This is a genomic window from Burkholderia sp. (genome assembly GCF_018375725.1).
In the GTDB taxonomy this organism is placed as follows: Bacteria; Pseudomonadota; Gammaproteobacteria; order Burkholderiales; family Burkholderiaceae; genus Burkholderia.
The window spans coordinates 1-26,068 of sequence record NZ_JAHACR010000002.1 but is presented as its reverse complement, the minus strand read 5'-3'; the positions used below and the strand labels follow the sequence as shown (position 1 = coordinate 26,068).

Below are 26,068 nucleotides of genomic sequence, written 5' to 3'. Positions count from 1 at the left end.
TGAGGTTTGGTCAGCGGACAACTTCGTGATGGTCCTCGCTCAGCTCGCTGCCGGTGCCGAGCTCCAGGCCTGCGGTCCCGGTGTACCGACATCGGTGCGGGGCAATGCCATGCAGCCGTGGCCCGCGCAGTACCCCCACGAAACGCACCGCGCGCACGGGGAGGACGCCGCCACTGCAGCGGTGGGATCGTTGCCGGCGGGCGGCACGTTCCTTTTGACGCACTCGCCCGACGAGCACGTACCGGTTCCAGCCTCCTCGTTCAGACGACACGCGCTGAGCCGTCGGCTTACCTCCCGCACCCACGATGCGTGATCCTCCGGCCTCGCGTCGGCGTGCGCGCACAGGCACGCAACCACGTCCTTGGTCGAAAGCTCATCGTGCAGGGCCTTCCAGAGGCGTTCGAGATGAAAGCGGTTGGTGATACCGTCGCTCGGCGAGAACTCGTCCAGCAGCCTCGCTGCCTGGCGCGTACGCACATCCTTTCGATCGAATTCCGTGGTGATGTTCAGCAGCCAGCGCAGCGCATTGATGCCGCCGAAAACGCTTCTGGCGAGATCCTTGCGCGAATCGGCGCCGACTTGCGAGGCTTCCGTGACGTTGAACGCGACGAAGTGATCGTGCCCGCCGTTTTCGGGCCGGCATTGGCACGGGCGCCGAGGTGTGTGTTCGCAGCTCACGCCCGCCTGGAGCAGAGCCGGGGAGCAATGCACCCACTGGCCTGCCCGTGCTGCCATTTGCGCATTCTCGTCTACGAACGGGCGCGGCATCCAGTGGGTCGCTGCCCGGCATATTTCCGGCTGATCGTCCGGCGATTCGTAGGAGTTCTCGTTGAGCGAGTCAGCTTTCACGTCGAAAAACGGCTCACCGTTGAAGTCCACGCCCTCGGTGTAGATCAGTACGCGGGGATGCCTGTCGGAGTCGGGGAGGCTGTCTGTCAGACGGCACCATCCTACGTTCACCCTGCGGTCAGAATCTTCGCTGGCCCTCTCCGGCGCGGTGCTCTCGTAGACTTCTAGCGCACGGGCGCGCAGCTCGTAATCGTCGTAGGTCTTGGCGATCGCGTACAACGCGCTGCGCGCCTCGGCGAGCAGCGTCAGGATGTTGCTATTCGACATGGGGTTCCTTCCGGGGCGGTGGGATTGCCCCGTTCTGCGGACACTCTACCGAACGAGCCTTCCGGTTCAAGTCTCGGAAATCAACCGACCTGGGTCTTACGACCGCGCCGCCACAGCTTGGCGGGAGTTTGGTCGGCGATTGTCACGCCGTCTCGTTCCAGTACGCACCGGGTCTTTCCGGTGTCGAGGTCCGTGACCAACCACTTGCCTCTGGACAGCGCCGTAACGCGCGTGCGCGGATACCGCGCCTCGATAGCAATGCGGCGCCGCGCGGCGCGAATTGCCATGAAGGTAACAACGGGCCTCGCCAAGATTCCGATCAGGAGGAAGAGCGCGAACGGGCCGACGAGTACAGCACCAGTAATTTCCAGTGCGGATTTCGCGGAATGCCCCATGTGCGTGGCGAAACCGTATGTGGCAATAGCCTCTGCCAGCCCCCACAGGGCTATGCTTCTATACATGCCTTGACTCCTGACGGAAAATTGCTTCAGACAGCGAACACGTCATGCTCAGCCAGCCTTTCGAGGCCGATCAGCGAGTAGTAGGCCTCGTCGACCTCTGCGGCTTCAAGCCCGATGTCCCACGCTTCGCTTCCATCGGCGGCATAGAGCTTAGTGCCGCCAGTGCCGTCGTCCTTGTTGAATCGTCGCCCGCGATAGAAGCAGCCAAGGACCGTCGGCATCCCCGGACGTTCGAACAGCGCATAGCTGGGCCAACTATCGAGCTGATTGGCCTGCGCTGCCGGCTCTTCCGGATCGCAGGCGTTGAAGATCCGATCCGTCTCGTTCCAGACGTACAGACGCACGAACCCGGCCTCACGACTGCCTTCCGGCGCATTCCGGTTCCACCAGTCACAGAGATAGCGGACAGCAGGATGGGCCTCATAGTCCTGCTTGGCGGAAGACCGCAGCGAACTTTGCTCGAGCAGGTCGATCGCGACCTCAAGCACCTGATAGGGACCTGCGACGGTCTGGTTGGCGCGCACCGTATCCAGGCCCGGTCGCTCGCCACGCTTGGCGGCCGAGACGCGTGTGCCGTGGAAATCTGCGACGCTGCGTAGATCCACGCCTGCCAGATCCTTCAGAACCCCGCTGCGCTTCGGATGATCGGGATTATTCCAGATTCCCCAAAGCCATTCGTTGCCGCGATATAGGAACACGAACTTCTGCCCAACAGAGCTTTCCGGGCTCGATGCGATCGCGTCGCCGAGCGTGGCCGCATCGATGTCCAACTCCTTCTTCCATGACCCATACGCCTCGTTTTGGTCCAGCGTACGTAGTATCTGGATGCCCCGCTCGACCTCTTCCGGCTCGACGAACTTGCCCGCGAACGTGACATGGAAGGAGGAGCGCATCTCCCGCATGGCGACGCCGGTCACGCGGCCGTCCGGCAGTTCGCGCAGCACGAGTTCCGGATACCCGGGAAATTCTTCGGGAGCGCTGCTCGCGGTATTGGATTCCTGCATGGAATTCTCCAGTGAGGTTTGGGGATTACGACAGGCTGGACGGGGTATCGTTGGTTTTCCAGCGAGCCATCGGCGCCTTGTCCAGATCCGCCCGTACGTCGAAGATGTTGGCGAACAGCGCATCGGCGAGCTTGCTGCGAAACGTATCCGGGTAACCGTGCCAACCATGCTCCATGACGGCTTTCTTGACCGCCAACTCGGGCGTGTATCCCACTGCCCCGTTCTCGATCCGACCGTCATGGAAAACGAGCGCGATGCTATGCATCCGGAGGTATCGGAGCATATCGTTGACGAAGTCCGGCACCAGATCCACCAGCGCCTCCTGCCGCAGACGATTCAATTCTTCGGCGTTCAGGTCCCGGCACGGGTCAGCGAGCCTTGCGCGGATTGCCACGTTCAGCCGATTGCGCTCCTTGACCAGCTCGTCGAGGCTCTGGTCCGGAACGGATTGCTCCGCACTCCCAATCATGCGTCGCTCCCGTAGTATCCGATCGATTCGTCCATCTTCGGCACGATGACCGGTTGCCAGTAACCTCCGTAGGCATCGCAGTCGATCGCGGTAGTGATGCCGTATTGGCCGATGCTGACGAAGCACTTCTTGGTGCTTCCGGACCAGAGCACGGACAGCGGCACCGGACGGGCGTCGAGGTCGCCGGTCCAATGCCAGTACAGGCCCTGCTCTTTCGGCGGTTCCTTCGTCCATGCGAACGCGGGCACGTCATCGCTGGCCGTCGCGCGACCGAACTGGACGCCGCGCGAAAAACCCGCGCCGAAATCAAATTCGGCAGAACCGCCGGGCTTTGCGCCGTAGTCGCGCAGCGCCATCTTCTGGGCATCAACGTCGGAACGGATCACCCCGGTCCGCGTGAGCCCCCATGACGGCATGAGCTGCGCACCAGCCGGCAGGTCGTTCGTTTCCATTCCATTGCTTGCTTCTGCATTCGACATCGCAACCTCCATCAGATCGTGCCGCCAGTCATGTCTTGTCGTGAGTCACCGTGGCCACGCCGTTCGTGGTTTATCGATTGCGGCTGGTCACCACGGTTTCGAGGTGCTCTTTCATCTGGTCGAGCAGGAGCCGCGCATTGTTGTCGCCGCTCAACCTCGTGTCCTCGGTGTCTTCGTCCGGGACATGAAGATCCTTCTCGTACACTTGGCAGAGCCAGCCGCCTGGGTACATGGCATAGCCGGTCGCAACGAGCCTGCGCTTGCCGGTTGATATCTCGACGATCTGGCTGAAGTGCTGCGGAGTCTCGCGTGTCAGCAGCCAGCGGCGCGCACTCAGGAAACTTGCAGGCGCTTCCTTCAGTCCGAACCCTTGCCCCAGGAAATTGATCGTGAACCGCAAGCCGAGGATGTGTTCGGTCGAGTAGTCCCACCGGCCGAGCGCGACGCGACGCGCAATCCCGCGTGGGCTGCAGTTCCGCATGACGTGGTTCATGATCGTTACTCCGCTAGCGAGGACGAGTTTCGGACGGTCACTCAGCGCAGGTAATGCGGGCGGTGCCTTCGATCTTCACGCCGTCGAGCGAGCACTTCGGCCGCTCGGTACCGGCCATGTCGTGATTCGCGCCAACGACCTTGGCCTCGGGCGCGCTGGCGGCACTTGCCGCGCCGGCCACGCCGGCGGTGGCAGTCACGTCGGGAGCCTTCGGGCCGCTCACGATGACGGCTTGGCGCTGACCTTCCTTCAGGACGATGACGATCGGCGCATCCGCGGGCGTGCGGTACAGGACATATTCCATGTGGTCCTTCTCGGCCACTTCCTGGAAGAGCGCCACGCGATTCTTGCCGGCCTCGTCCTGGAGCAGCACAACCGGGCGCGGAAGGATCGGGCCGTGACCGAATATGAGGTGGATGCGGCCATCGGGGCTCGTGACCGCGTTCGGACGCAGTTCGTCGGCGCCGGCGATCGCGAAAGTCTGCGGGATCGGCTGACCAGCAGCGGGCTTGACCGGTTCGGCGTTCGCAACGCCGACCACCGCCAGCAGCGCCAAGATGATGGTTGTCTTCATGGATTTCATTTCCTGATTGGACGGGTTGAATGAATGGCTCTGCAGATCGCCGATCAAGCTGACGGCTTAAGCTCGGACACGCGGGTCTCGCTCACCAGCCCAGTGAACAGGCTCCAACCGATGCCCGCGCATCCCAGCAGCCAGATGATCTTTCCGATGAGCATCCACATGGCGACCGCATGCATATCCATCTGGACCATGTCGATCCTGATGGGCACCGGCGTCTCGTTACACGGAACTTCCTTACCTGTCCGCGCATGCGGCTTCGTGTCCAGATACGACGTACGCCATTTCACGTCGTCGGCAAGCAGACGATCGTGAGCGACGGACCACGCCAGATGATCAGTCTGGTCAACGTTCCAGCGGCATACGACCTGGTAATCCGTCACCGTCTGTAGTTCACGGAATACGGCCGGTACCGTGATTTGCGAAACTGCGACCGTCGCCTTGGATCCCACATACGCGCCGAGAAATAGCGCAACGGACGCGAGGTAGGCGATGCCGGCACGTCGCTTCGTTGCAGCGGACATGGACGGGGCCCGCTTAAGCAAGAGTACGTATGCGAGAAACGGCCCAAGCAGGATCGCGGTGACGACAGGGACATCCAACGCCAGCAAGTGCGGCCCATCTATCAGGATGGTCCAGAAGTTGTGCATGTGATTTCTCTTTTCGTGATTGGTGGCACAAGGCCGGCTACGCCGCCTTGCGGGCCGACTTGCGACGGTCCTCGTCGCTCCGCTCCCTGACCCATGCTTCGATCTTCGGCAGCAGCGCGGCCAGATCCTCGCCGTACAACCACTCCGTTCCGTAGTGGCCCCAGCTGAATCCGAAACTGTTGCTGTCGTGGCCCTCGAAGTACTCACGCACCGGCGTGGCGACGTTGACGAGGAGCCCCGTCAGATTCTTGTCCAGCACGTATTCGACGAATTCATCCGTCTCCATCCGAAGCGCCTTCTTGCCGGGAACGCCCACGGCCTTCGCGATTTCGACCAGTTCTTCGTCGATCGCATCGCGGCACGCTGGCGGCAGCGAGTCGTGCTGGGCGATCGCGCCGAGGTGGAATATCGCTTCAAATCGCCAGACGTTTTCACGCGCCGAGCCGGTGATCTGCTCGTTGATCTTCTTGGTCATGGTCGTGTCTCTGCTTCGGATGGAGTTTCGGGGCCGCTTACAGGCCGCCGTTCTGGATCAGGTACTTCAGCGCGTCCTGATTGCCGGCCGCTGCTGCGCGACGCATGAGCTCAAAGCCCTTCGCCTTCACCTGGGAAGCCGACATCGACGGATCAATCTTGATCACGCGCTCGGGATGGTCGGATCCGCTCATCAGGCGGCCGACCAGGAACATCGCCGTCGGCTCGCCTGCGTCGACTTCCTGCTGGAGCAGGCCCGGATAGTCCTTGCGGAAGTGCAGCGCGAGCCACGTGCCGGCAGCGCGGTTGCCTGCCTGCATCGCAGTCTCCATCGCGGGACGCATCTGCTTGTTTTCGTACGACTTCGACCAGGCGTCGATCGGATCCTTGATCGGCAGCAGAATGCCGAACACCAGCATGGCGATCATCCATCCAACAGCCTTGAGCCGTTTTCGCTGAGCCGGATCCGGATTGAGCAGAAATGGCGTGCTCTCCGGCCATGTGAGTGCCGCGGCGAGGTTACGGCGCTCGAGATGCAGTTCCTTGTTACGTTCGTTACGGGTCATCGACTTCTCCGAAAGATCCAAACTTGCGCCCGCTAGCACCTACCGTTCGGACATCAGGCATGGAACTAGCCGGCGCCTCCACACAGCATCACTGCTGTTCGGTTGTCAGTCGCTCGCGCGCATCGTTCAGCGTCGCGACCGGGTAGAAAGCGATCTTTCGGTCGGCAGATTCGAGCCAGACACGGATCAGGTGCGTGGCGACCTTTGCGTCGTGCATGCCGATCCACTCGAAATGCCCCGGATCGATCGCATCCTCCAAAACCGACTCACGCGGGCCAATCGCCAACATCAGCTTCGGCTTGCGCTCGCGGGCCAGCCAGAAGGTCCAAACCTCCCCTTCCGCCTCAGCCACGTCGAATTGCGCACAGACTCCCGCCGGAAGTTCCTTGAGCGCGACGGTCAGTTCCTCGATCGCCGCTTCGAATGCTTCCATCGCCAGTTGGCTGGCCCGCTCATAGATGTAGGCTGGCTCCATCGGCTGGATGATCCTGCCCCACGCCCGCTTCAATTCCTGTCGGGAAATTTCCGGCATGATGCGCCCCACGGCTGAACACGTCGGCGCACGAGCGCGCAAACGACACGGCAGGCTGGCCATAGCACCTTCTCTGCCTTGTAGCCGAACATTCTAGGGAGATCGATTCTTGTCAGGAATCTTGAATCGTGACCTATCAGGGATGTCTTTCCATGGAAATTGCGCCCAACAGTCCTTGGGCCGCGTCAAGCACAGCCAGGTCTCAGCGTTCCGCGCCATGCGCACGGTGCCATCCGATATCGCCGGATAAGACCGCAAGATCGCGGTCGAGGCGCGGAAGAATCGGCCTGCGTGTCAGGCGGCAAGCGCGATCACGCGTGGATTCCCGGACGCGGTCGCGGCGCCGGGATTCTTTCGCTCGCGCGAGCTCGCCGTGCGCCGGCCGCGGCTCGAGGCGATATCGCGGGCGATGCTCTTCGAGAGGTGAATGCCCCAACCCATGTCGCGGAATAGTTCCTCACGATCGCCAAGTTCATCCTTGCGAATTTCGATGATGCGGGCCATCTCCTGGCCGATGTCCTTGCGCATCCACTGGAGCGCGTAGCGGCCGTTCTCGCGGATCATTCGGCGGGCGATGCGATACTGGTTCTTGTTCATGGTCGGAGCTCGCTGGAAGGGATCGTACTGGTGCGCGGTCAGGTACGGCCGCCTGCGGCTACACGGGCAGCCGTCTTGAACGCGCCGAAGGATTCCTGCAGGTTGGCCTGCCAGGCGCCGGTCGCGCGGCTTTCGCAGAAAACGACACCCTGCGAGACCGCGTAATCGAAATGCATGCCGAGCACACGGCGAGCGATCTCCTCGCTCATTTCCTCGTGCCAGTAGCAGATCTCTTTGGACATCGCTGTTTTCCCCGTGATTGGCAGCAGTACGCTTGCGTGACCAATACTAGCGATGTCATCCTTCGTTTCAAGCCAGCACGTAGATCTTCCCTATGCGGTCTTCCTGGACGCCCACAGGTCTATTGCTTTCCTATCGGCCATTTCGGAACTCGTCGTGGGCGGCCACAACGAACGCTGCGATCGCAGCATCACCCTGAAAATGGCCAATGCGCAAGCCATTCTCGGATCCGTCATCGGCAAAGATCTCGCCGGCGCAATTCGAGCGCCATGGAAGCGTACGGACGTCCTCGGCGATCGCCGAGTGTAAAAAGTTGATCTTCGCTTCAACCGTCATAGCCGCCGCCCTTCGCGAGCAACGCTTCAACACAACGAGGGCACAGATCGAGGGGCTGGTCGAACAGTTCCTCGAACGCAATTCTCTGATCATCCTTGCTCCAATCCCATCGTTCCGCGCAGATGGGATGGTCGTAGTAGCCGCTGAATCCGCCGTCCACCTCTTCTGCGACATGGAGCACACCGCCGGCTTTTAGGAAGCAGCGCCGATTCTCTTCGAATCCCCTGCTGAGCGGGTACAAGAGTCGATCGTCCGTTGCCAAACCGAATAACGGCTCGCCATAAATCTCTCCGCTCGCGGCGAAACTATGCCCGTGAGCCAGCACCTTGCGAATCACCCGCACAATGGTGCTGTGCTTCGGAACGGCTGCATACAACGCTTCCCCGTTTTCGTCCCGGTCATAGACGCGCCACGCCTCTGCTGGGTCGGCAAAAAGCGGCGGCATTGACCATCCTGACGTGTCGCAATGAATAAAGAACCGGTTCGGCTCTTTTGCGTTGGCTCCATACTCCACGCGACCCAATATGCGTCCCATATTTTTTCCCGAGTGGTTTCAACCTGGGTGGTGTGAGGTGCGCGAAGGGCCTCATCGTCGCACGTCATCGTTCAAGTCAAGATTCCCAGCGGGAATTCCCCGCCTTCCTAGTTCGCCTATATCGCGTTCTCGCACGTTCCGGCTGTAGGCACGGGCGAAACCAGCGTGGCGATCAGCACGTACCCCGGATACTGCGTTTGCGCGCTCTTGATGAAGATCTGAAGCGCGGTGCTTCCATCGTCAGCCGTCAAGATCGACTGAATCGGCTTGATGACGTCCGTGCTGCCGTTCTTCCGCAGCACCCCAGACACCATAAAGCGGGTCGGCTGACGAACATGCCAGCCAATACGAGTCGATCGGTCACCGAACCCTTCCGCGAGCGCTGTCGTAGAAATCACAAGCAAGGTCGCGACAAACAGGCCCTTGAACACCCCACGCATGTCGTTTACTCCCTTCAATCAGGTTACTTTGATTACAATCAGCGCGACAATGCCCAAAATCCCGGCGTACAAGAGGGCGTTGACAAATGCTGCCGTCATCGCCTTCGCATGGCCTGCGCTTCCGTCCTTCCATTTATTCAGCAACATGCTTTTCCTTGTTCCGCTTATCCGCCTTGGCTCGGAACCAGCTTCCACCCACTGGCCGGGTCCATCAGCAAATCATTTGCATGAGCGCAGGCCTCCGGCGTCAGCAGCTGCATGCGAATGACCCCCGGCTGCGGATTTCTCACGTGGCATTCGACGGTGTCGCCCACCCGGGCAAACTGGGTCAGATCCATATCGCATTTCCTTTGCCCTTTCCACGTACGCTCCCACGTTCTCGGGCAATGTTTGACCAGCTCAGCAACAATCGATCGGATGTTGTCATGATCGCGGCACCGATCAACACCGCTTCCCGGTATGCAGTGGATTTCCGGAATGCCATCCAGGCTACCGGCGAAAAGGCCAACATGGTCAGCCTGGATCAACGCTCGACGTTGCAATTCGTCGCGGCTCATGCCTTTGACCTCAGCCACAAAATCCGGGCGAACATGCGTCAACTTCGTGGCAAGCTCGTCGATCCAGTCGTTGTCCGGTTCTCCCATTTCTGTTCCGTTCAATCACTGGCTGTGTTCGTCGTGCTCGAGCGAGTTTTCGACCAGACAGCGTCCGCGCTCCGCGAGCACGACGTGCTTCACGCCGGCGGCCCGCTCAATGATCTCCAGGCTGATGGACGGGCGGCTCACGCAGTTGCCGGGGATCTGGTGCTCTTCCCGCCAAAACGTGCCGGTAGTCGTTCTTCGAAAGATGCGATCGCCGATCCGCACACGCGTTCCCGCTGAGTAGTTTTGCAGACTCATTACACCCCCTTGCCGAGCAGCAGATCAACGTTGACGCCGGCATCGCGCAGCAGGCCGGCGGCCTCGTCGGTATCGATTGCGACGGCTTCTTCGACGTAGTCGGTATTGATCGCGGTCATCTGCACGCGGCGGTCCGGCGTGACCTCGACCAGCATGACGGTCGTTTCTCCAATCAGGTCGTAATCAATCGCATGCTCACGCATGTAGGGCATGTCGGTCACCGGGAGTTTCTTCGTGTAGAAAACGCCCTGCTGACCCGGGTATTCAACGGCCACAAACCCGGATGCCTTGAGTACTTCGATGTTCATGATGTGCAATTCCTTGTTCGTTACTTCTGCCGCTCGAGCGAGTACTGCTTGGCCGGGTTCTTGGCGGCACGTAGGTTCATCTCCTCGCGCGCCGCCTTCTGCGGTTTCCACGTGCTGCCGATATCGATCGTCACGCGACCTTGTTCCTTCCAGACGGTTTCGACTACCCGGTAGAGCGTCTGTGCCATCATCAGGCGGCCTCGCCGACGCACACCCAACCCTTGCCCGTCGACCGGATTTTCTCGGCCTTGCGAAGCGCCTGCAGGCGGCGATCGATGATGCGCCATCCCGGGGCGGTGCTTTTCCCGTGCCTGGCTTCGGCCTTTTCGATCTGCGCAAGGCGTTCGCTTTCGGCGCTGATCGCGGGATTCGCGCTGAGCAGGAGGAACGGCACCGGCTCGGCCGACGTCAACAGCCCTGGTGCCGGCGTTGCGCCGATCCGGTCGAGAATGAGTTGGTCCAGCTTTTCGTACTTGCTCATGAGATCCTCAAGCGCCTGCGCGCGAAGTTGTCCCCATCAGGACGGCCATCGCCTCATCCTTCGTCTTGAAGCCCGGGCCCAGCAGCATGGCTGCACGGGTGCCGCGACCCAGCGTAATCGTGCTGCGGGCCTGCTTCGCAAACCAACGCCACCGCTCGGCCGTCACCCGTGGCGCCGTGAGCTTGCTCACGACGACCTTGACCTTCTCGCGCCAGATCTCCCCGACGGTGTTCTCGCCCACGTGGACCTGCTGATGCGCGGACTTCTCGCTCCCAGCGACCCTCGTCAACTTGGTAGTCATGGTTAGATGCTCCTCTATCGGTGCCAATTCTAGCGACGCAGCCCAACGGTTCTAGCCCTCGCGGATGCCCTGCCGCATATCTCGCCACACGACAATGACGGGTCGCCAGCCGCGCCATTCGACTTGGGAATCTCTGGCCATCCCTCCCTGATATCGGCGTCTGCGCGCACAAATCCAGTCCGGAATCGCTGTTTCTGCTTCTCCCCAGCGGATCGCTCATCTATGGCTTCATTTAAAGCCGTTATCGCGAATTTTTATATTTGTGGCTCTTTTTGAAGCCCTTGAGACTTCAAGTATTGCATTCCGCGAGCCATTTACTACAATGGTCTTGTTTAGAACCCTTGTTGACCATCATCCTGTGGCTGCGAGCTTAAATGAGGCCATTATGGCAACTTCAAAGTCTATGACGCCCGACCAGATGGTCGCTCGCGTCGGCGAGAACATCAAGGCGCTGCGCCTGCAGCGGAACATCGAACAGATCACCCTGGCCGAGCGCGCCGGCGTGAGCCGAACCGCCCTCAAGAACCTTGAGAACGGCAGCGGCTGCACGTTGCGCACGCTCGTGAGCGTCTTGCGAGCACTGGGTCAGGAATCGTGGATCGACAGCCTGGCACCCGTCGCGACCATCAATCCGATGACGATGCCTCGCACCGGCGCCGTCCGCACGCGTGCGCGCAGCAAGAGCAGCGCGAGCGCGAAGTCGATCCGATCCACCCGCTCCTCCTGAACGAAAGCGCATGGCCACTACCGCACCGAAAACCCGCCGCAAGAGACCGCGCCGCGCCGCCTACCAGCACGTGGACCGCGTCGAGGTCTATCTCTGGGACGAACTGATCGGCGCCGTCGCCCTCGATCCCGGCTACGGCTACTACGCCTTTGCCTGGGCGCCCAACTTCATTGAGTCTGGCGTCGAGCCGGCTCCGCTTCAGATGCCGACCGAGCGCAGCGGCCCGTTTCTGTTCCCGAATCTCCCGGAGGTTACGTACAAGCGCTTACCCGCGCTGCTGGCGGATGCTCTGCCCGACGACTTCGGCAACGCGCTGATCGACCGCTACATGGCCGAGCAGGGTATTTCCGCCAAGGACGTGACGCCACTCGATCGCTTGGCGTACATGAACTCTCGTGCGATGGGTGCCCTAATCTTCAAACCTTCGCGCGGTGGTCACAAGCGCGTGCCGACCTCGATCAAGCTGAGCGATCTGGTTGAGGAAGCGCGGCGGGCTGTCCACGGCGTCGCGGACGGCGATGACGGCACGAATGCGGCGTTGCGCAGCATCATCGACGTCGGCACGTCGGCCGGCGGAGCGCGGGCAAAGGCCGTGATCGCCTTGAATCCGGCAACGAACGAGATCCTGTCCGGACAGCTGGACGTACCGGACGGATTCGAGCACTGGCTTCTCAAGTTCGACGGAATGGGCAAGGACCACGAGCTCGGCGCCAGCCAAGATTATGGCCGCATCGAATACGCCTACTACCTGATGGCCACGGCCGCGAAGATCACGATGTCGCCCTGCCGGCTTCTCGAGGAAAACGGTCGTGCGCACTTCATGACCCGCCGGTTCGATCGGGAAACGGGCAATGTCCGTCACCACATGCAGACGTTGTGCGCGATGGCGCATATCGACTTCAAAAAAAAGGGGACGAACGCCTATGCTCAGCTGTTCGGGACGATCCGCGATCTGGAGCTGCCGTACGAGGACATGGAAGAGGCGTTTCGCCGGATGGTGTTCAACGTCATGGCGCGCAACTGCGACGATCACTCGAAGAATTTCTCATTCCGTCTGCGCCGCGGCCGCGCGTGGGAACTGGCGCCGGCCTACGACGTGACCTTCGCGCATAACCCGAATGGGGAATGGACGCATCAGCACCTAATGTCCGTGAATGGCAAGTTCAAGGACTTCACGATCGACGATTTCCTGGATGAGGCCGATCTGTTCGGTGTCGGTTCGATCCGTCGCGTCATCGCCGAGGTTCAGGATGCGGTCGCACGCTGGCCCGAGTTTGCGGCTCAAGCAAGCGTGAGTCCCATGGAGACACATCGAATCCAGTCGCTGCTGCTGCCCATGGTTTGATTGCCGGGCCGCAGGCATTTCGCCAACAATTCTCGACACGGGACCACACCATGGCCACGAGCCAAACCGACAAGAAACTCGAATCTGCTTGGGCGACGTTCATGATACTGAACGCGAAGGTGCCGTACATTCGCCGCTCGCAGGTGATCGAGTACCTCGCGAAAAGCGTGAGACGCGATCAGCGCGAGCTAGCCATCAAGGCTGCCGATCTGTTTATGAAGCAAGCCCGCAAAGAGGACAAGCTGGTGAAGTCGGGGCACGTCCACTGGCGTTTTGTGGGCGTCTCCGACTGCCCCCGCAAACTGATCGATGGCCGGCCGGTTGCGGAAACAGCACTGACTAAACTCGAGATCACCTCCCGCTGCCCAGCAAAGTGGCTGTCCGTAGATCTCGAAACCGGCGACGTGTGGCAAGCAAACGAGGCGGGCCAGTGGGTGCGGGCCACGTCCGAGAACGTGCTCACGCTCAAGCTTCTGGCCGAGAAGATCGCCGAATAACCCTCATCGCAGCGGCGGCGCGCCGCTTCAGACGCCTCCTGATGAGACTACCCCGCGCAATGAAAACAGCCGGGCATCGCCCGGCCGTCCTGTAGCCGCGTAGCCTACTTGCCCGCCGCGGCCACTCGACGCAGCCGCTCCACGGCAGACTCCGTCGCCGGGTCCGCGCCGCCGGCGGCGATACGACGGGCTTCTTCAACGGCATTCTGGCGATCGATCGGCTTCTGGCCGATGTCGGCAATCGTCGTCGCGGCATCCGCACGCACACGAGCGGCGTCGGCCGCCCGGTTCAGCGCGGCGAGCCCCGTCGACGCGCCGCCCGTACCCGAGCGCAGCGCGTTCAGTTCGTCCTGTTGCTGGCGCCGCAGGTTCGCGCGCTCTTCATCCGCACGTGCCTGGTTGAGGCTGCTGATCGCGGCTTTCGCCTTGGCGTCGAATTCGTTGAGGTTTTTCTCGACGGTGTTCAGGATGTCCTGAAGCGTGTCGACGAGCTGCTGCGTGGCTGCCGCATCCTGCTGCAGGCCCGGCAGCTTCGCCTTGTTCGATTCGAGGTTGCTCGTGAACTCGTTGAGCGTCGCTTCGTCGATCTCCTTCTTGTCGAACTTCGCGATCAGGATCTCGGCCGCTTTCTCATCGGTCGCGATGCTCGTCGCCAGATCCGTTGCCGCCTGCTGCGCGGCCGCGTTTTTGTGCTTCGCGTCGGCGAGTTTCATCGCGACTTCACGCAGCTTCGCTGCCAAGTTGTCCCGGTCCACCTGCGTCGCGGTTTCCGGGTCGAACGACGCGATGGCCGTGGCGATGCTGTCGCCGAGAACACCGACATGCTTCTTGATGAGGGCTGCCGTGAGGCTCCAACCAGACATGTGCAAAACTCCTTGAGGGGGATGGCGAAAGTGAAATGGCCGGCGCTACAGCACCTTGACCTTATTGCGGTCGAGCGCGAGCCCGGCCAGGAAATCGACGTACACCGCCGCTGACGTCTGGCCGTCGCGACTGAGCACGTTTTCGAACGAGATCAGGAGGCGTTCAGACTGCCCGCCAGCAAGCGTCCGCGTGTACTGCATGAACGAGAGATCCTTCTTCATTCCGCGATCGCCAACCGCGTCGTCCAGCCGGTTCTCCGTGGCCCGGAAGGGAGACACGTACTGGCCCACGCCCCCCTCGCGCGTGAAATGAATCTCAGCGATGTCGCCGGGCAGCAGCGCGTCCAGACGGGAATCGCTCATACCGCTGATCTGCGAAAGCTGGTCTTCCGCCATGTAGTAGTCCATCTCGCCCAACCCGAAGCCTTCGCCGCGGAACGGTGCCTGTTCCTCGGCTGTCACCGGGTACTGGCGCGTGAGGAACTGGTAATACGCGACGTCGCGGATATCCTCGAGGCTGTCCGCGCCGCAGAGCACCTGCAGAAACGCGCCGCCGATGCCGAGCCGGTCCTCGCCTAAGGACGTGTAGAGCCGAAAGAGCTTGAGGTCCTCGTCGCCGTTCATATGCAGACGACTTGCCGATTCGATAGGCAGGTGAGCGTCCTTCGGCGTATCCAGCAGACTTGCGTCGAGCAGCGCGAACTCAGCGCGCGGGATCACCAGCAGCGCGCCGATCTGCGCGTTGAACGGCAGACCCGTATCCACGCGGTCGAGCTTCGGGGCATGGGCGCGAGCAGAGTCGTCCAGCTTCTGGTCGACTATGCGGCTGGCGAAATTGAAGAGGCTCATTGTGGGTCTCTGAATCGTGATATGCATGGGTCGCCATGAGGAGGAAACGGCAAGCCGGCGTCACCGGCTTGGTTTCCCGTTCCGCCTCACAGCTTGTAGTGATTCGTCGCGGTATAGCTGTCCTTGCGGGCCGACCAGTTGGTCCAGAGCCTGTAGGATGCGAACCCGATCACACCGATACCTGCGATCCAAAGCAGGACATGCAGGATCTGGCTACCGGTATGGGCTACTGACGGCGCAATAGCGCCCGTCGACGATCCAGCGTTGCTTGCCGGCTGCGACCCAGTGTCCGCGATACTCCCGGACTGCACGTAAACCGGCTGGGACGGCCGCTGCTCGATCACGACGGGCGCGGAGCGCGAGCTTTCATGCCCAAGCATCCATCCGAACAGGAAGTTGCTACTGCCACTTCCGGAGTTGTCGTAGTGGTGCACAACGATCGGCGCAGGCGAGTTGTAGCGGTTCCCCGTTGATGCACTGCCCGAATAGTCACCGGTGCCGCCAGCGTTTGTGTAGACCGGCGCCGGGGCCGGGGCCGGGGCCGGACGGTTGTACGTGGCAGCGGCCTGCCGCGACGCCTGGCTGTTGTATAGCGCGGTGCCAAGGGACGGGCTGGAACGAGAGACACTCGCACTCGAGCTCGAAACGTTCGAACGTGAGCTGCCGAAGCCGCTACCCAGGCTGCTACCGCTTGACGAACTGTGCGAGCTGGACGAGGCATGGCTTGAACCGAAGCCGGAGTGGCCGCCACCGCCCCCACCCCCGCCTCCGCGGGCCCAAGTGACGGGCGAGACCGCCAGGGAGAGTGCAACAGCCAGCGTGGCCAGAAAGCTGCGATTCATGTAGAGGGCTCCGTTCCAGAAATCGACCGGTCTGATAGCCAGACGTCATCAGTCGCGGCCGGATAGCTGGATGTTATTGACCGCCGGGCCCGTCAGAAACGCTGAATCAGGGTCTATACGGGGCATCTTTCGCCACGACAACCGTGGGAAGACGATGTGCCGCCGAAATCCAAACGTGGTCCTCCACGTACCGTCTTGCAATGGCGCGCTGGCATGGCACTCTGGCCTCTCCTCACCGGAGCGCCAGCCCATGACCGACGTCGCATACGAAACTGTCCTGCCCGATCAGCCGCACGTGAGCACGCCGCCGGCTGCCCCGAATACTCCCTTCGATAGTGCAGCATTCGATGCCGCACGAGCGAAGAGGATCAAGGCGTCCCGAGAGGCCGGGAACATCCATCTCGATCAGATTCCCTGGTATGTCGAAACGATGCGCGGCCGCGAGATCTTCTATGTTCACGATCCGAAGGTCCTCGGTGTCATCCGAACCGTGAGCAACAACGGGAGCATCTACATCGACTGGGCCGACGCCGACTCGGCAAAGAAGGAACTCGCCTCGCCCGTCCAGGACGGCAACAAGACCGTTTTCCGGTCCTCTCTCGGCCCGCACGACTTCAAGGACTATGCGCTGGCGCAGCCAGCTAAACGGCCGCAATAGGCGCCCATAGAGGGCTTGTTGGCTTATGGGTACAATGCCGCCACTAGGCCGTCAAACGAGCGCGCGGTGATCTGTTTTTCGGGGATATTCAAATGAAAGTTTTGGGCGTGACCATTCACAAGCCGGACGCGCGAAGCGTGCTGCTGAGTCTTGGGTCCACCGTCGCAGTGTTCGCGATCCTGATCGGAATCGATCGCATGATCAACAGGCATGTGGACCTGACCTTCATCGGTCTCATTTTCACGATCATGCTCTGGTACAGGCTGTCCGAACTCATGGGGCTTAACCTGAAGCGAGCCGGCTGGAAGGGTATGGTCATTCAGGTGATCTGCACCGTGTTGATCGTCATCGGCTACAGCGTAGCCACGATGCACTGATCGATCGTTGATCAAACCACACGGCCCGCTGGCACTCCTAAGGGGAGCACGCAGCGGGCCGTTTGCTTTGATCGACTCGGCTATCCGCGATCGCCTCGGGCGATTCGCGCGGCATGAAACTGCAACTATTGGAGTCTCAGTTTCCGTCGACTACCCGGTACACCGGCGCACCGCTGGTTCCGGCGACCACGTTGAACGAATACTTCCCGGATTCGGTAGTGATCGTCAGGCGGCGTGGCCCGGTTATATTCGGACCGCCGATCATCTGCGCGTACTTCAGGGCGACGTAGTGATGATCGATCACCGCCTGAACCTGAAGAGCGAGCGGGCGCGTCCACTCGACCTGCTTGACCGTGTCCGGAAATTCGAGGACCGATACCCGCACCGGCGCGAGTTCGAGTGTTCCATCGTTCCGCATGATCCGTCGGTCGGTGTTCAGATCCACCCGACCGTCTTTTGCGATGTCGTAGATCACGAGCCCGGTCGGCGTCACGAAAATCATGTCCGTCGCAGTTGCGTACTGCGCATTTCGCTCGATCGTGACCGCTCGATGATCGTCACGGACGCGGACAAGCCATCCGATCGAGTTTCCGATCAAGACCTTGCTGATCGGAGTCTCCGACTGGATGCTGACCGGTTGGATAGGTGAGCCGGCGTACGCAGTTGCAGTGGAAATGACTGCGATCGCCGCGGTGACCCAGTGAATGATCTTAGGGGTTGCCTGTCTCTCGTTCATAGCAGCGAGGTTCATGGGGTTCCTTTGAGCTTCCTGATCAGATTCGCTTACGAGCGCTCGCCACGGGAGCCACGCGCTGCCAGAAATCCACCGATCGCGCCGCCCAGATGGCTCTGCCACGAGATTCCTGGATAGATCGGCAGCACGCCGAGCAGCATGCTCAAGCCATAGGTGCCGACGACGAACAGCGCCACCACGATCGCGAGGACGTTGCGCGTGTAGACCCCACGGCCGACGAGGTATCCAGCAAATCCGAACACGACGCCACTTGCCCCAATATGGTCGGACCAAGCCGCGCCGAAAAGCCAGGAGCAGAGCCCGGCGCCCAGCATCGAGCCGATCAGGGCTTCGTAGAAGTTCGAGATGCGCGGCCACATGACCAGCCCGCCGAGGATCAGCAGGCCGCCCGTGTTCGCTACGAGGTGCCCGATGTTCGCGTGCAACCAGGGAGCAAACAGGATGCCCTGCAGACCGCTCAGCGTGCGCGGAATGACGCCATGCCGGTCGAGATGCAGCCCCGGTATTGCAACGGACAGGAAGAACGTCAGCCACATCGAGCCGACGAACATGGCGAGCAGTAACGCTCGTGCTCGGATCTGTTCGCCGGCGGTGCGGACCGCGCGGGTCATGGAATAGGCGTTCAACATCATTCGGTCGCGAAGACCCGCTAGCGGCGATGATCGCCGCGACGGGTGTACCTGTTCAGGGGGAGATCGAGAGGTAGGCTGAGCCGACCTCGTCGCTGTCGGGGTGGTTGAGGCGTGCCGCAACAAGGTCCATGTGGGCGTCGATTCCCGCGAACAACTTCGGCAGATCCGCATCGCGAGCGCCGCGGGCGTTATCGCAGCCGGTCAGCTCGCGCATGTACGTGTCGAGCGCCTTGAGAACCGCGTCGCGGGCACCGTCGCGGAATTCGTCGGCCGTGATCGTCTTCGTGTGCGCCGTTGCCCCCGTGTCGACGAGCTCGACGATATCGAAATCGGAACTGGTGATGGATTCCCCGTTGGGGTCCCAGTAGGAGGAGTGATCCGTCTTGTGGAAAGCCTCTCCCGTGTAGTCCTCGGGGTTGGCCGGCCGGTAGACGACCTTGCAGTAGTCGCCATTGCGCATGCGCACGAGCACTTCACCTTCGGCCTCGCAGCGCACCTTGAGCGCGAGCGTGAACGGATTGAAATCCTTCCTCGTGGCCAGTACCGTGGTGTTCCGCATCAAAACTCTCCCTCTTATTTCGATGCTCTCAGGCGTCGTGACCGCTCCCGAGACGCGCTAGCGTTTCGAGTCCGTCCTCAGCCCATCTCACGAACTCCTCGATGTCGGTGCGTAGAGCCACGAGCTCACTCGCATTTGATGTGGGTTTCATGCCCCGCAACATGGCGAGCCATGCTTTTCCCGTCTTCTCGAAACCTTCGAGGAGCGATTTACGCCGCTCCATGAAATGAATCTTGAACGCATCGTGCAGCGGGATCTGCATATCCGTTGCCTTGCGCCACATGTCCATACTCACTCGAATGAACGATGGGTCCAACTCGACGGGAAAAGCGACGTCGCGCTCCCCTGGCCGAGGCGACAACAACGCACTCAATTCGTCCGCGGCAGCTGCATGAACCGCAGTTCCATCGTCGCCAAGCGGTTCCCCGGATGGCATCTTTCGGGATTCCGCAGAATCCCGAAGCAGATTGATGGCTAGGCGCATCGCGTCGGCAATGGTTATTTCACTCATTGCGGCTTTTCCTTCACAACAGTTCAATCTGACCAAGGTTGGCTTCGCGGAGGTCTCGCTTGCCTTCGGTGATTTCGCTGGTCGTTCGCCGCGCGGATTGCGTGACAGACTTAGACTGTGCGGCGGGTGGATACTGCCGATGTTCGCGGCCCCATTCGGGACTCAGCACTTCGGCAGCGAACAGGACGCCGGGAACGATCTGAATATAGCGACTCATTGGCGTTATTTCCGTTTAAAGGGTGCTGACCTCCGCGAGATATGACGTCAATGGCAATTTCCCGAACTGAGTTTTTCGGCCCATGCCCGGTCCTTAGCGGCGTCGCGCACGGTCAGGGCGTGATATGCACGAGCCTCATCGATGGCGCCCTCGCCGGCCCGATACTTCTCTTCCGAGAAGCCATCGAGAAATGCCACTTTCTGTACGCTGCCGTCAGGGTAATCGTGCTTCGTTCGCCCCGTCACCCCGTGTTCGCGGAATGCGTCGCGGCCTTCGCGCTGGCAGTCGCCAATCGCCGGTGTTGATGTCATGAACAGATTCATTGATTTTTTCCTATTCCTGTCGGAGTCGGTCGCGCAGCGCCAAACCTGACGGCGTCGCTCGCCAGCATCCCTGATTGTCACGGGTAGCGAACCCCGCGCGATACAGCGCCTGCATCGTATCCACGTTGCAGATGCGGGCGCCGTTCACCATTACGGCCGACCCGGCGCCCGGCTCGGCCGCCCAACCTCGAGACAGCCATCGCATGACACGGATCTGCGCATCCGTCAGCTTGGGCGAGATCGCTTCCATCGATCTGCTCCTTGTTGGTTGCCGATTCAAAAGTCGATTACGTCGACTGGAACATCAATCCCGTGGTGTTGGAGAACTGCCTCACGGAACGCTTTCCACTCGGCTTCCCCGGCTGGCTCATGCGTACAATGCAGGCATTGATCGGCACCCTCCAGCTGCTCCGTCACGGTTCGATGCACGTCGATCCCAAAGCGCTTGCTGAAGCGCCCGACGCACGAGCCATCGTGCGCCGTCACCCACACGGTATCTCCCCTCGAGGACACATCTATGCTGTGAGGTTTCGTCACGCTTTTTCCTATTCCTTCGTTGGCGAGGTGAATCCGTCTCGCCTTCTGCGGTTTGATGGGAAGCGTCATCGCCTTTTCCTTCGTCGCTTAGCGCGTTTCGAATCAACACTGTACTGAACGGCGAGCCTGGATCAAGCTCTCCCGACAAGGCAACGAATCGCATGTCCCATGCTTCTTCGCTCTGACCGTAACTTCAAAAGAGCGCCCATGCGAGCGCCTTCGCGGTCAGATGACGGAGATCTTCAGGCTGTCCGCCAGCCGCAATACCTTGCTCCGGAGCGGATCGACCGCCAGTGAGTCATCGCCGAGAACGTCGAGACGGGGTGATGACAGCCTCTGCCCGAAAAGCATCACGCACCGGCCGGCGTCATTCCTGCGGGATCCGTACGCAATCCCCTGCGCTGTCGGGCACTGATCGTGTGCAGCCTGCGACCACTGGCGGGTCTGCGGATACTTGGCCGGAATGCTGTCGATCAAATCGGCCCGCGTCAGCTCCAGGGCGGGCAGATACGGCGTATGGAAGCTGACGCACTGGATCGGGTCAGGCAGAAGCACCTTCGCGATCCGGTAATGCGTCAAGCGGTCGAGATAGAAGACCCCGGGCGGATTGAGCGTCACATCGTGGAAAAGCGACTCCATGATGGCGCACTCGAACGAACTCGCCGCGTACCACGTGTGGACCGGCGAGCCGTCCGGGAGGTTGATCGGCGCGAACCGCGTATTGCCCCAGCCTTCGGAGAACGTGGTCGACGTCGTGCCGTGAGGGTGGGTGCAATACGCGTGATACCAAGCGGGTACATCCTCTCGGGAAATGGGCAGGACGGTGAACGGCTCCGCCGCGCCGGGTACGTGCAGGCCGGTCATCAGGCGACGTACTCCCCGTGCAGATGATGGGCGGCTTCAACGACGTCATCACGACGATCGAGCGCGTCCCGCGGCGCAACCGGCTCGGCCTCATGTGCGCCACGCCCGGCAATCCATCCATTCGGGAAATGGAACCACGCGGCGACCTTCCACGCATCCTCTACTGGCCCGAGCGCCTCGAGGATGTCTTTGATCACTGGCAGCGGCTGGCACATCGCGTCGAACTGGTAGCCCGCGAAGTATTCCTTGCCATTGAACGTCACGCCAAAGACACGCCCTCGCCGCTTCCAGTCACTCGCGGGTTGAGCCTTATTGGTGGGCGGCGTTGCCTGCAGCGCATTGATCTGCTCTGCCGTGAGCCAATCTCCCCGCGCGAAAACCTCGCGCATGGTCTTCTGGCGCCGGATACGCTCCTCGATCAACGGCGCTGCCGGCGCCGACAGGCCCGAAAAAGCCCGGGCGATTTCATCCGCGCGCTGGAACAGCCCTGTTTCCCATTGAGGCGTGGCCAGAATGACAACCAGCAGCTCTTCGATCCCCTTTTGCAGCGAGGAAGCAATGACCGGATCGGTGCCGCGCGGGAGCGGCAGGCTCAACACTACGTCCGTGTTTGAGTCTTCATGGACTTGAATCATGACTCCCTCCGAAAATTTGCGACTCTGCCAACATTATAGTTGTCGTCGTCAAAATCGCAAGATTCGAGGGCTTGTGTACGAGAGGACGACATCACCGCGCTGGGCGGCATATCGGCAAAAAGTGCTGCGTCCGCACACGCGAAATTTCGCGCCCGGCGTCCCTTGGTGCAGAATACTGTATTTTTGTACAGTACCCAAGGATTCGCCATGTCCGCCACCCCGGATCCCAACACCGCGCCGCAGATCGACTGTGGCAAGCCCGTGCCCGTGGCCGAAGTCCTCGCGCGCGTTCCGGCTGGCTTCCCGTCACCCGCGCAGGACCACGCCGTCTCGCGCATCGACCTGAACCAGGTCTTGATCCGCCACCAGCTCGCGACCTATTTCCTGACCGTCAGCGGCCCGTCGATGCGCGACGCTGGGATCGACGACGGTGACCGCCTGATCGTCGATCGTGCGGTGCGACCGCGCCACGGCGATATCGTCGTGGCGGTGGTCGACGGTGAATTGACCGTCAAACGGCTCTATCAACGCGGCGGCGTCGTCAAACTGTTGGCCGCCAACCCCACGTTTCCGGACATCCGCCCACGTGACGGTAACGTGCTCGAGATATGGGGCGTGGCGACGTTTTGCATCAAGGCGTTGCCGTGAAGACGTCGCGCCCCGTCGCGCTGATCGACGGCAACAGCTTCTATTGCTCGTGCGAACGGGTGTTCCGTCCGGCGCTCGTCGGCAGGCCGCTGATCGTTCTGTCGAACAACGACGGCTGCGCGATCGCACGCACCGCAGAAGCCAAGGCGCTGGGGATCAAGATGGGCCAACCTTGGTTCGAGATTCGCCACCTGGAGCACGACGCAGGCCTCGTCGCGCTGTCCGCGAATTTCGAACTGTATGCGGACATCAGTGATCGCATGATGGCCATCATCGGGCAGTTCGGGCCCGACCAGCACATTTACAGCATCGACGAGTCGTTTCTGTTCGTCGACGGCATTCGTGACAACCTGACCGACTACGCGCAACAGATGCGCGCTCGCGTGCTGCAATGGGTCGGCATCCCAACGTGCGTCGGCATCGGCTCAACCTACACCCAGGCGAAGCTCGCCAATCACGTCGCCAAGAAGCGGCCACACTGGAACGGCGTGTGCGACCTCACTGCGATGCCGCGCGGTGCGCTGGCGACCCTGATGAGGGAAGTCGACATCGGCGACGTATGGGGTGTGGGGCCGCGCTTAGCGCCGCGGCTGCGTGAACTGGGCATCGCGTCCGCACTCGACCTCGCACGCGCCGACCCGGAGGGGATCGCTGGCGGGTTTTCGGTGGTTCTTGCCCGAACTGTGCGCGAACTGCGCGGCACGCCCTGCATCGACCTGGGCGCGGACACGGCGCCGCGCAAGCAGATCATGACGTCGCGCTCGTTCGGCCGCGTCGTGATCGAGCAAGCCGAACTCGCCGAGGCGATCGCGGAATTTGCTGAGCGCGCTGCGCACCGGCTGCGCGCGCAACGCTCGCGGGCGGGCGCACTGCAGGTCTTCATTCGCAACAGCCCGTTTCGGGAGCGCGAAGCGCCTTTCTCCGCGTCGACCTCGATCCGGCTGACATCGGCAACTCAAGACACCCGGCAGATCGTCCAAGCCGCACGATACGCGCTACGCCGGATTTTCAGGCAAGGGGTGCGCTACGCGAAAGCGGGCGTGATGCTGTTCGACCTCAGTTCGGTCGATGTCGAGCAACTGGAGCTGTTCGGCGCCGACGTGCCGACAGTGACGGGAAATGGCCGAGATCCGCAAGCACTGATGCAGACGGTCGACGCACTGAACGCGCGCTTTGGTCGCGGCACCGTGAAGTTAGCCGGCGCCGGATTCGCGCAGGAGTGGCGGCACCGACCGGAGCGGCTAACACCAGCCTACACGACCGATTGGAACCAACTGCCAATCGTACGTGCTTAGGCTGCACGACGCTGGACAGGCGGAGACGCCGGCGGCACGGTGAAAAAAAAGCGTCGCACTTTTCAGGGCGACGCTTCAAAAGTGTTCTAGCCAATCCGAGGGCCGTGCTAGAACCTGAGAGGAATTCAGTATGGCACAACTGCTTCTTGTTGGGAAGCTGTTTCTAATTTGGTGTTGTCGTGCCCCAGATTCAGTGACCGCCGGTCACCTCGTCAAAGAACTCGGATATTCGAAAGCATGACGTCCAGCGTGTTCTGTGCCGGCCGGGCGGTACCGACGCCGCCTTCGCCGGCGACTTCACCAGGTTCGGCGAACGCGGCGAGACAGACCATCAGTTCTTTCGAGACGCCGAGGCCGATACCCATTGATGCCACGTCTTCCTGCAGGAGGGATCCGTTCATCAGGACCTTCGCCAGGCCGCGCACGCTTTCCACGAGCGTGCGATCGCTGTCCGTCCACACGTCCGGCGGGAGATCGCGAAGTTGCAGGAGTTCCTTCAGCCTTGGCGGCATGGGCCGCCGGCCGACGCGAGTCGCGTACCCCGACGTCGCGGAATCCATGATGGTGGTCCCCACGAGCATGTTCCAAAGGTGTTCCGGTTGCATTCGAGCTCCTATCAGTTATCCGATATGGGCGTGTCGCTGTTCAAGGTAGCGGCAGAATCCCTTGACCAAAATTCTATTGACGCCGCTTCCGCGCAGGAATCCGGAATGAGCGCCTATTCGGGCCTCTTTCTGACGTACGCGTGGTCGGCTCGAATGTTCCCCGACACGAACTTGCGAAATTTCGCAAGTTCGCAAACTGGACGCACCAATAAAAACGCCCGCCGGCGCTCCAAAGGAGCACACAGCGGGCAGAGTTCATGTTGATGGATTACATGGTGGGCGAAGACTAATTGCCCTGCTTGTGCCTCGGGTCTTCGAACGGAATGGCGAAGTGCGCCGCCAGTTCCGCGATCGGTTGTGACGCGCACTCGACAGCAACGTCCGTGTGCTTCACATAGGCTCGAAAGTAAAACGCGTCATCGGTAACCACCAGCATGTCGCACTCGGAACGGACGGCGTTCTCTTCGCCCGCATCCAGCGCGTCATCGGGATCAGTCTCCGGATCATACTGAAGGTACTGAGCTCGACAGTCGTACTTCTCGACCTTGTACAGGTCGTTGGCCCTGACCACCGAGGACAGCTTGATGATACTCCGGGCCGACTCCTCACTCACCTCGAAGATCGCGACACCAGGCGACTTATCCAGATCGCCGCCGCCCGTCACTTCGACGCGGTAGGCCTTTGGCAAGCTCGCGGGTGTGGCCACCGAGACTTCCGGCAGTTTCCCCGTTGCCTGTCCTACTACCGGATGGTTCTGGTAGGCCGACCATGCTTCATCGCTCGTCTCGGGACGATATCCCAGGTTCTTCCATGCCAGTACGCCACGGACATAGCCGTGTGCATAGGCGCGATCCTGATGACCCTCCATGTCCCTGACCGCCGCACGTTCCGCTTCGGCCGTGCCATCGTGAAAGCCCCAGTTGAATCGCACGCGCTCCGGGAAGGAGCCATTGCGCTGCCCGTTCCTTTTCATGATCGTCAAAACGTCGCTGGGCGTGCCGCGCTCCAGCGCCTCTTCGACCATCTTCAGGAATGTCGCCTTGTCCTGCTCGGGGCCCACATGGGCAGTTGCTGCCGGATCCGGCTTCCCGGACCACGAGTTCTTTTCGCCTTCCGAGTTGTAAAGAATCACCTCGTATGCGTCGTCGTAATCCGGACGGCCGCGGAGTGCCACGTGACCGATCGCAATTCCGTCCACCTTCGCGATTTCCGTAGCGAAACCGTTGGACGCCCAGACGATTTCCGGCAATTTCACTTGATCCATGTTGCTTCTCCAAAGTTGAATGCGAGAAGCGCTCCCCACGATCGGGGAGCGTCCCCGCGAGGGTTTGAAAAGTCACTTGAGGCCCGTTGCCCCCTCGAGGGGGCA

General features: G+C 61.3%; 45 protein-coding genes. 10 read left to right on the top strand and 35 right to left on the bottom strand.

Annotated elements, in window-relative coordinates:
* Positions 1–39 precede the first annotated feature (39 nt).
* The 13 genes from KH616_RS00865 to KH616_RS00805 all read right to left on the bottom strand — a co-directional run bounded on the left by KH616_RS00865 (position 40) and on the right by KH616_RS00805 (position 7,663).
* On the bottom strand, positions 40–1,116 hold the full coding sequence (locus KH616_RS00865; protein WP_292232914.1) for a hypothetical protein: 1,077 nt from the start codon (positions 1,114–1,116) through the stop codon (positions 40–42).
* An 80-nt stretch (positions 1,117–1,196) separates the two neighbouring features.
* Positions 1,197–1,577 (bottom strand): hypothetical protein, encoded by a 381-nt coding sequence (locus KH616_RS00860; RefSeq protein ID WP_046196171.1) that lies wholly within the window; start codon positions 1,575–1,577, stop codon positions 1,197–1,199.
* 26 nt (positions 1,578–1,603) lie between these two features.
* Complete coding sequence (locus KH616_RS00855) at positions 1,604–2,581, bottom strand: hypothetical protein (protein ID WP_292232912.1); 978 nt, start codon at positions 2,579–2,581, stop codon at positions 1,604–1,606.
* 25 nt (positions 2,582–2,606) lie between these two features.
* Positions 2,607–3,050 carry a hypothetical protein gene (locus KH616_RS00850; RefSeq protein WP_292232910.1) on the bottom strand — a complete coding sequence of 148 codons (444 nt, stop codon included), beginning with the start codon at positions 3,048–3,050 and terminating at the stop codon, positions 2,607–2,609.
* The gene (locus KH616_RS00845; RefSeq protein ID WP_292232908.1) at positions 3,047–3,406 is read right to left on the bottom strand and encodes a hypothetical protein; all 360 of its coding nucleotides are present in this window, start codon (positions 3,404–3,406) and stop codon (positions 3,047–3,049) included. The genes KH616_RS00850 and KH616_RS00845 overlap by 4 nt, the downstream gene beginning before the upstream one ends.
* 193 nt (positions 3,407–3,599) lie before the next feature.
* A complete protein-coding gene (locus KH616_RS00840) occupies positions 3,600–4,022 on the bottom strand; it encodes a hypothetical protein (RefSeq protein ID WP_292232905.1) in 423 nt (140 codons plus the stop codon).
* Positions 4,023–4,059: 37 nt separating this feature from the next.
* Positions 4,060–4,653, bottom strand: a complete 594-nt coding sequence (locus KH616_RS00835; RefSeq protein WP_292232903.1) for a hypothetical protein — start codon at positions 4,651–4,653, stop codon at positions 4,060–4,062.
* Positions 4,650–5,252, bottom strand: a complete 603-nt coding sequence (locus tag KH616_RS00830; protein ID WP_292232900.1) for a hypothetical protein — start codon at positions 5,250–5,252, stop codon at positions 4,650–4,652. The genes KH616_RS00835 and KH616_RS00830 overlap by 4 nt, the downstream gene beginning before the upstream one ends.
* A gap of 37 nt (positions 5,253–5,289) precedes the next feature.
* Positions 5,290–5,727 carry a hypothetical protein gene (locus KH616_RS00825; protein ID WP_292232898.1) on the bottom strand — a complete coding sequence of 146 codons (438 nt, stop codon included), beginning with the start codon at positions 5,725–5,727 and terminating at the stop codon, positions 5,290–5,292.
* A gap of 37 nt (positions 5,728–5,764) precedes the next feature.
* Positions 5,765–6,292, bottom strand: a complete 528-nt coding sequence (locus tag KH616_RS00820) for a hypothetical protein (RefSeq protein ID WP_021158997.1) — start codon at positions 6,290–6,292, stop codon at positions 5,765–5,767.
* Between the two features lie 88 nt (positions 6,293–6,380).
* Positions 6,381–6,887, bottom strand: coding sequence for a hypothetical protein (locus KH616_RS00815; RefSeq protein WP_292232896.1), 507 nt, complete (start codon positions 6,885–6,887; stop codon positions 6,381–6,383).
* Between the two features lie 231 nt (positions 6,888–7,118).
* Complete coding sequence (locus KH616_RS00810) at positions 7,119–7,421, bottom strand: hypothetical protein (protein ID WP_046196163.1); 303 nt, start codon at positions 7,419–7,421, stop codon at positions 7,119–7,121.
* Positions 7,422–7,459: 38 nt separating this feature from the next.
* Positions 7,460–7,663, bottom strand: a complete 204-nt coding sequence (locus KH616_RS00805) for a hypothetical protein (protein ID WP_046196162.1) — start codon at positions 7,661–7,663, stop codon at positions 7,460–7,462.
* 52 nt (positions 7,664–7,715) lie between these two features.
* Between KH616_RS00805 and KH616_RS00800 the strand changes: the two genes are divergently transcribed.
* On the top strand, positions 7,716–7,970 hold the full coding sequence (locus KH616_RS00800) for a hypothetical protein (protein WP_042974520.1): 255 nt from the start codon (positions 7,716–7,718) through the stop codon (positions 7,968–7,970).
* Between the two features lie 16 nt (positions 7,971–7,986).
* On the opposite strand, the gene KH616_RS00795 is transcribed toward KH616_RS00800, so the two are convergent.
* From KH616_RS00795 to KH616_RS00780, 4 genes are all read right to left on the bottom strand, one after another.
* A complete protein-coding gene (locus KH616_RS00795; RefSeq protein ID WP_046196161.1) occupies positions 7,987–8,442 on the bottom strand; it encodes a hypothetical protein in 456 nt (151 codons plus the stop codon).
* 206 nt (positions 8,443–8,648) lie between these two features.
* Positions 8,649–8,972 carry a hypothetical protein gene (locus KH616_RS00790; RefSeq protein ID WP_046196160.1) on the bottom strand — a complete coding sequence of 108 codons (324 nt, stop codon included), beginning with the start codon at positions 8,970–8,972 and terminating at the stop codon, positions 8,649–8,651.
* A gap of 18 nt (positions 8,973–8,990) precedes the next feature.
* A complete protein-coding gene (locus KH616_RS00785) occupies positions 8,991–9,119 on the bottom strand; it encodes a hypothetical protein (RefSeq protein WP_256870287.1) in 129 nt (42 codons plus the stop codon).
* A gap of 17 nt (positions 9,120–9,136) precedes the next feature.
* Positions 9,137–9,310, bottom strand: a complete 174-nt coding sequence (locus KH616_RS00780) for a hypothetical protein (RefSeq protein ID WP_165487662.1) — start codon at positions 9,308–9,310, stop codon at positions 9,137–9,139.
* A 48-nt stretch (positions 9,311–9,358) separates the two neighbouring features.
* On the opposite strand from KH616_RS00780, the gene KH616_RS00775 reads away from it, so the two are divergent.
* A complete protein-coding gene (locus tag KH616_RS00775) occupies positions 9,359–9,853 on the top strand; it encodes a hypothetical protein (protein ID WP_292232888.1) in 495 nt (164 codons plus the stop codon).
* Positions 9,854–9,870: 17 nt separating this feature from the next.
* Here KH616_RS00775 and KH616_RS00770 read toward each other — a convergent pair whose 3' ends face one another.
* The 4 genes from KH616_RS00770 to KH616_RS00755 are packed head-to-tail and all read right to left on the bottom strand — an operon-like array spanning position 9,871 to position 10,961.
* Positions 9,871–10,179, bottom strand: coding sequence for a hypothetical protein (locus KH616_RS00770; RefSeq protein ID WP_046196157.1), 309 nt, complete (start codon positions 10,177–10,179; stop codon positions 9,871–9,873).
* 20 nt (positions 10,180–10,199) lie between these two features.
* Positions 10,200–10,370, bottom strand: a complete 171-nt coding sequence (locus KH616_RS00765; RefSeq protein WP_165487661.1) for a hypothetical protein — start codon at positions 10,368–10,370, stop codon at positions 10,200–10,202.
* Entirely contained in the window at positions 10,370–10,660 is a 291-nt protein-coding gene (locus KH616_RS00760; RefSeq protein WP_021159006.1) for a hypothetical protein, read from the bottom strand. Before KH616_RS00760 ends, KH616_RS00765 begins: the two co-directional genes overlap by 1 nt.
* 7 nt (positions 10,661–10,667) lie before the next feature.
* Positions 10,668–10,961 carry a hypothetical protein gene (locus tag KH616_RS00755; RefSeq protein WP_046196156.1) on the bottom strand — a complete coding sequence of 98 codons (294 nt, stop codon included), beginning with the start codon at positions 10,959–10,961 and terminating at the stop codon, positions 10,668–10,670.
* 403 nt (positions 10,962–11,364) lie between these two features.
* Here KH616_RS00755 and KH616_RS00750 point away from each other — a divergent pair, with 403 nt between their 5' ends.
* The 3 genes from KH616_RS00750 to KH616_RS00740 are packed head-to-tail and all read left to right on the top strand — an operon-like array spanning position 11,365 to position 13,530.
* Positions 11,365–11,688: a helix-turn-helix transcriptional regulator gene (locus KH616_RS00750; RefSeq protein WP_021159008.1), complete on the top strand. Its 324-nt coding sequence runs from the start codon at positions 11,365–11,367 to the stop codon at positions 11,686–11,688.
* Positions 11,630–13,033, top strand: a complete 1,404-nt coding sequence (locus KH616_RS00745) for a type II toxin-antitoxin system HipA family toxin (RefSeq protein WP_292232885.1) — start codon at positions 11,630–11,632, stop codon at positions 13,031–13,033. The genes KH616_RS00750 and KH616_RS00745 overlap by 59 nt, the downstream gene beginning before the upstream one ends.
* Before the next feature lie 50 nt (positions 13,034–13,083).
* The gene (locus KH616_RS00740) at positions 13,084–13,530 is read left to right on the top strand and encodes a hypothetical protein (RefSeq protein ID WP_021159010.1); all 447 of its coding nucleotides are present in this window, start codon (positions 13,084–13,086) and stop codon (positions 13,528–13,530) included.
* 104 nt (positions 13,531–13,634) lie between these two features.
* On the opposite strand, the gene KH616_RS00735 is transcribed toward KH616_RS00740, so the two are convergent.
* The 3 genes from KH616_RS00735 to KH616_RS00725 form a co-directional block, all read right to left on the bottom strand.
* Entirely contained in the window at positions 13,635–14,393 is a 759-nt protein-coding gene (locus KH616_RS00735) for a hypothetical protein (RefSeq protein ID WP_080324329.1), read from the bottom strand.
* Positions 14,394–14,438: 45 nt separating this feature from the next.
* On the bottom strand, positions 14,439–15,242 hold the full coding sequence (locus tag KH616_RS00730) for a DUF2491 family protein (protein ID WP_046196249.1): 804 nt from the start codon (positions 15,240–15,242) through the stop codon (positions 14,439–14,441).
* Between the two features lie 86 nt (positions 15,243–15,328).
* Positions 15,329–16,084 carry a hypothetical protein gene (locus tag KH616_RS00725; protein ID WP_131754330.1) on the bottom strand — a complete coding sequence of 252 codons (756 nt, stop codon included), beginning with the start codon at positions 16,082–16,084 and terminating at the stop codon, positions 15,329–15,331.
* A gap of 250 nt (positions 16,085–16,334) precedes the next feature.
* On the opposite strand from KH616_RS00725, the gene KH616_RS00720 reads away from it, so the two are divergent.
* Positions 16,335–16,742 (top strand): hypothetical protein, encoded by a 408-nt coding sequence (locus tag KH616_RS00720; RefSeq protein ID WP_080323291.1) that lies wholly within the window; start codon positions 16,335–16,337, stop codon positions 16,740–16,742.
* Between the two features lie 107 nt (positions 16,743–16,849).
* Positions 16,850–17,119, top strand: coding sequence for a hypothetical protein (locus tag KH616_RS00715; protein WP_292232877.1), 270 nt, complete (start codon positions 16,850–16,852; stop codon positions 17,117–17,119).
* Positions 17,120–17,255: 136 nt separating this feature from the next.
* Here KH616_RS00715 and KH616_RS00710 read toward each other — a convergent pair whose 3' ends face one another.
* Genes KH616_RS00710 through KH616_RS00680 form a run of 7 tightly spaced genes read right to left on the bottom strand, consistent with a single transcriptional unit; the run spans position 17,256 to position 20,365 of the window.
* The gene (locus KH616_RS00710) at positions 17,256–17,870 is read right to left on the bottom strand and encodes a hypothetical protein (protein ID WP_080323289.1); all 615 of its coding nucleotides are present in this window, start codon (positions 17,868–17,870) and stop codon (positions 17,256–17,258) included.
* A gap of 32 nt (positions 17,871–17,902) precedes the next feature.
* A complete protein-coding gene (locus KH616_RS00705; protein ID WP_232357129.1) occupies positions 17,903–18,505 on the bottom strand; it encodes a rhomboid family intramembrane serine protease in 603 nt (200 codons plus the stop codon).
* Positions 18,506–18,557: 52 nt separating this feature from the next.
* The gene (locus KH616_RS00700) at positions 18,558–19,064 is read right to left on the bottom strand and encodes a hypothetical protein (RefSeq protein ID WP_046196124.1); all 507 of its coding nucleotides are present in this window, start codon (positions 19,062–19,064) and stop codon (positions 18,558–18,560) included.
* Between the two features lie 28 nt (positions 19,065–19,092).
* Positions 19,093–19,575 carry a hypothetical protein gene (locus KH616_RS00695; RefSeq protein WP_046196123.1) on the bottom strand — a complete coding sequence of 161 codons (483 nt, stop codon included), beginning with the start codon at positions 19,573–19,575 and terminating at the stop codon, positions 19,093–19,095.
* A gap of 13 nt (positions 19,576–19,588) precedes the next feature.
* A complete protein-coding gene (locus KH616_RS00690; RefSeq protein ID WP_131754329.1) occupies positions 19,589–19,792 on the bottom strand; it encodes a hypothetical protein in 204 nt (67 codons plus the stop codon).
* Between the two features lie 47 nt (positions 19,793–19,839).
* Positions 19,840–20,115 (bottom strand): hypothetical protein, encoded by a 276-nt coding sequence (locus tag KH616_RS00685; protein ID WP_080323288.1) that lies wholly within the window; start codon positions 20,113–20,115, stop codon positions 19,840–19,842.
* 10 nt (positions 20,116–20,125) lie between these two features.
* Positions 20,126–20,365, bottom strand: coding sequence for a hypothetical protein (locus KH616_RS00680; protein ID WP_046196121.1), 240 nt, complete (start codon positions 20,363–20,365; stop codon positions 20,126–20,128).
* Positions 20,366–20,376: 11 nt separating this feature from the next.
* On the opposite strand from KH616_RS00680, the gene KH616_RS00675 reads away from it, so the two are divergent.
* Positions 20,377–20,769, top strand: a complete 393-nt coding sequence (locus KH616_RS00675) for a hypothetical protein (protein WP_165487660.1) — start codon at positions 20,377–20,379, stop codon at positions 20,767–20,769.
* 108 nt (positions 20,770–20,877) lie between these two features.
* Here the strand turns inward: KH616_RS00675 and KH616_RS00670 are convergent, their stop codons facing one another.
* Together KH616_RS00670 and KH616_RS00665 are read right to left on the bottom strand one after the other, a co-directional pair.
* Positions 20,878–21,516 (bottom strand): RES family NAD+ phosphorylase, encoded by a 639-nt coding sequence (locus KH616_RS00670; RefSeq protein ID WP_080323287.1) that lies wholly within the window; start codon positions 21,514–21,516, stop codon positions 20,878–20,880.
* Positions 21,516–22,151: a hypothetical protein gene (locus KH616_RS00665; protein ID WP_046196120.1), complete on the bottom strand. Its 636-nt coding sequence runs from the start codon at positions 22,149–22,151 to the stop codon at positions 21,516–21,518. The genes KH616_RS00670 and KH616_RS00665 overlap by 1 nt, the downstream gene beginning before the upstream one ends.
* 207 nt (positions 22,152–22,358) lie before the next feature.
* Between KH616_RS00665 and umuD the strand changes: the two genes are divergently transcribed.
* Positions 22,359–22,799 (top strand): translesion error-prone DNA polymerase V autoproteolytic subunit, encoded by a 441-nt coding sequence (gene umuD, locus KH616_RS00660; protein WP_021159027.1) that lies wholly within the window; start codon positions 22,359–22,361, stop codon positions 22,797–22,799.
* The gene (locus KH616_RS00655) at positions 22,796–24,094 is read left to right on the top strand and encodes a Y-family DNA polymerase (protein ID WP_292232859.1); all 1,299 of its coding nucleotides are present in this window, start codon (positions 22,796–22,798) and stop codon (positions 24,092–24,094) included. Before umuD ends, KH616_RS00655 begins: the two co-directional genes overlap by 4 nt.
* Positions 24,095–24,306: 212 nt before the next feature.
* Here KH616_RS00655 and KH616_RS00650 read toward each other — a convergent pair whose 3' ends face one another.
* A complete protein-coding gene (locus tag KH616_RS00650; protein WP_046196994.1) occupies positions 24,307–24,699 on the bottom strand; it encodes a hypothetical protein in 393 nt (130 codons plus the stop codon).
* A 286-nt stretch (positions 24,700–24,985) separates the two neighbouring features.
* Positions 24,986–25,963, bottom strand: coding sequence for a hypothetical protein (locus tag KH616_RS00645; RefSeq protein ID WP_131754328.1), 978 nt, complete (start codon positions 25,961–25,963; stop codon positions 24,986–24,988).
* Positions 25,964–26,068: the final 105 nt, after the last annotated feature.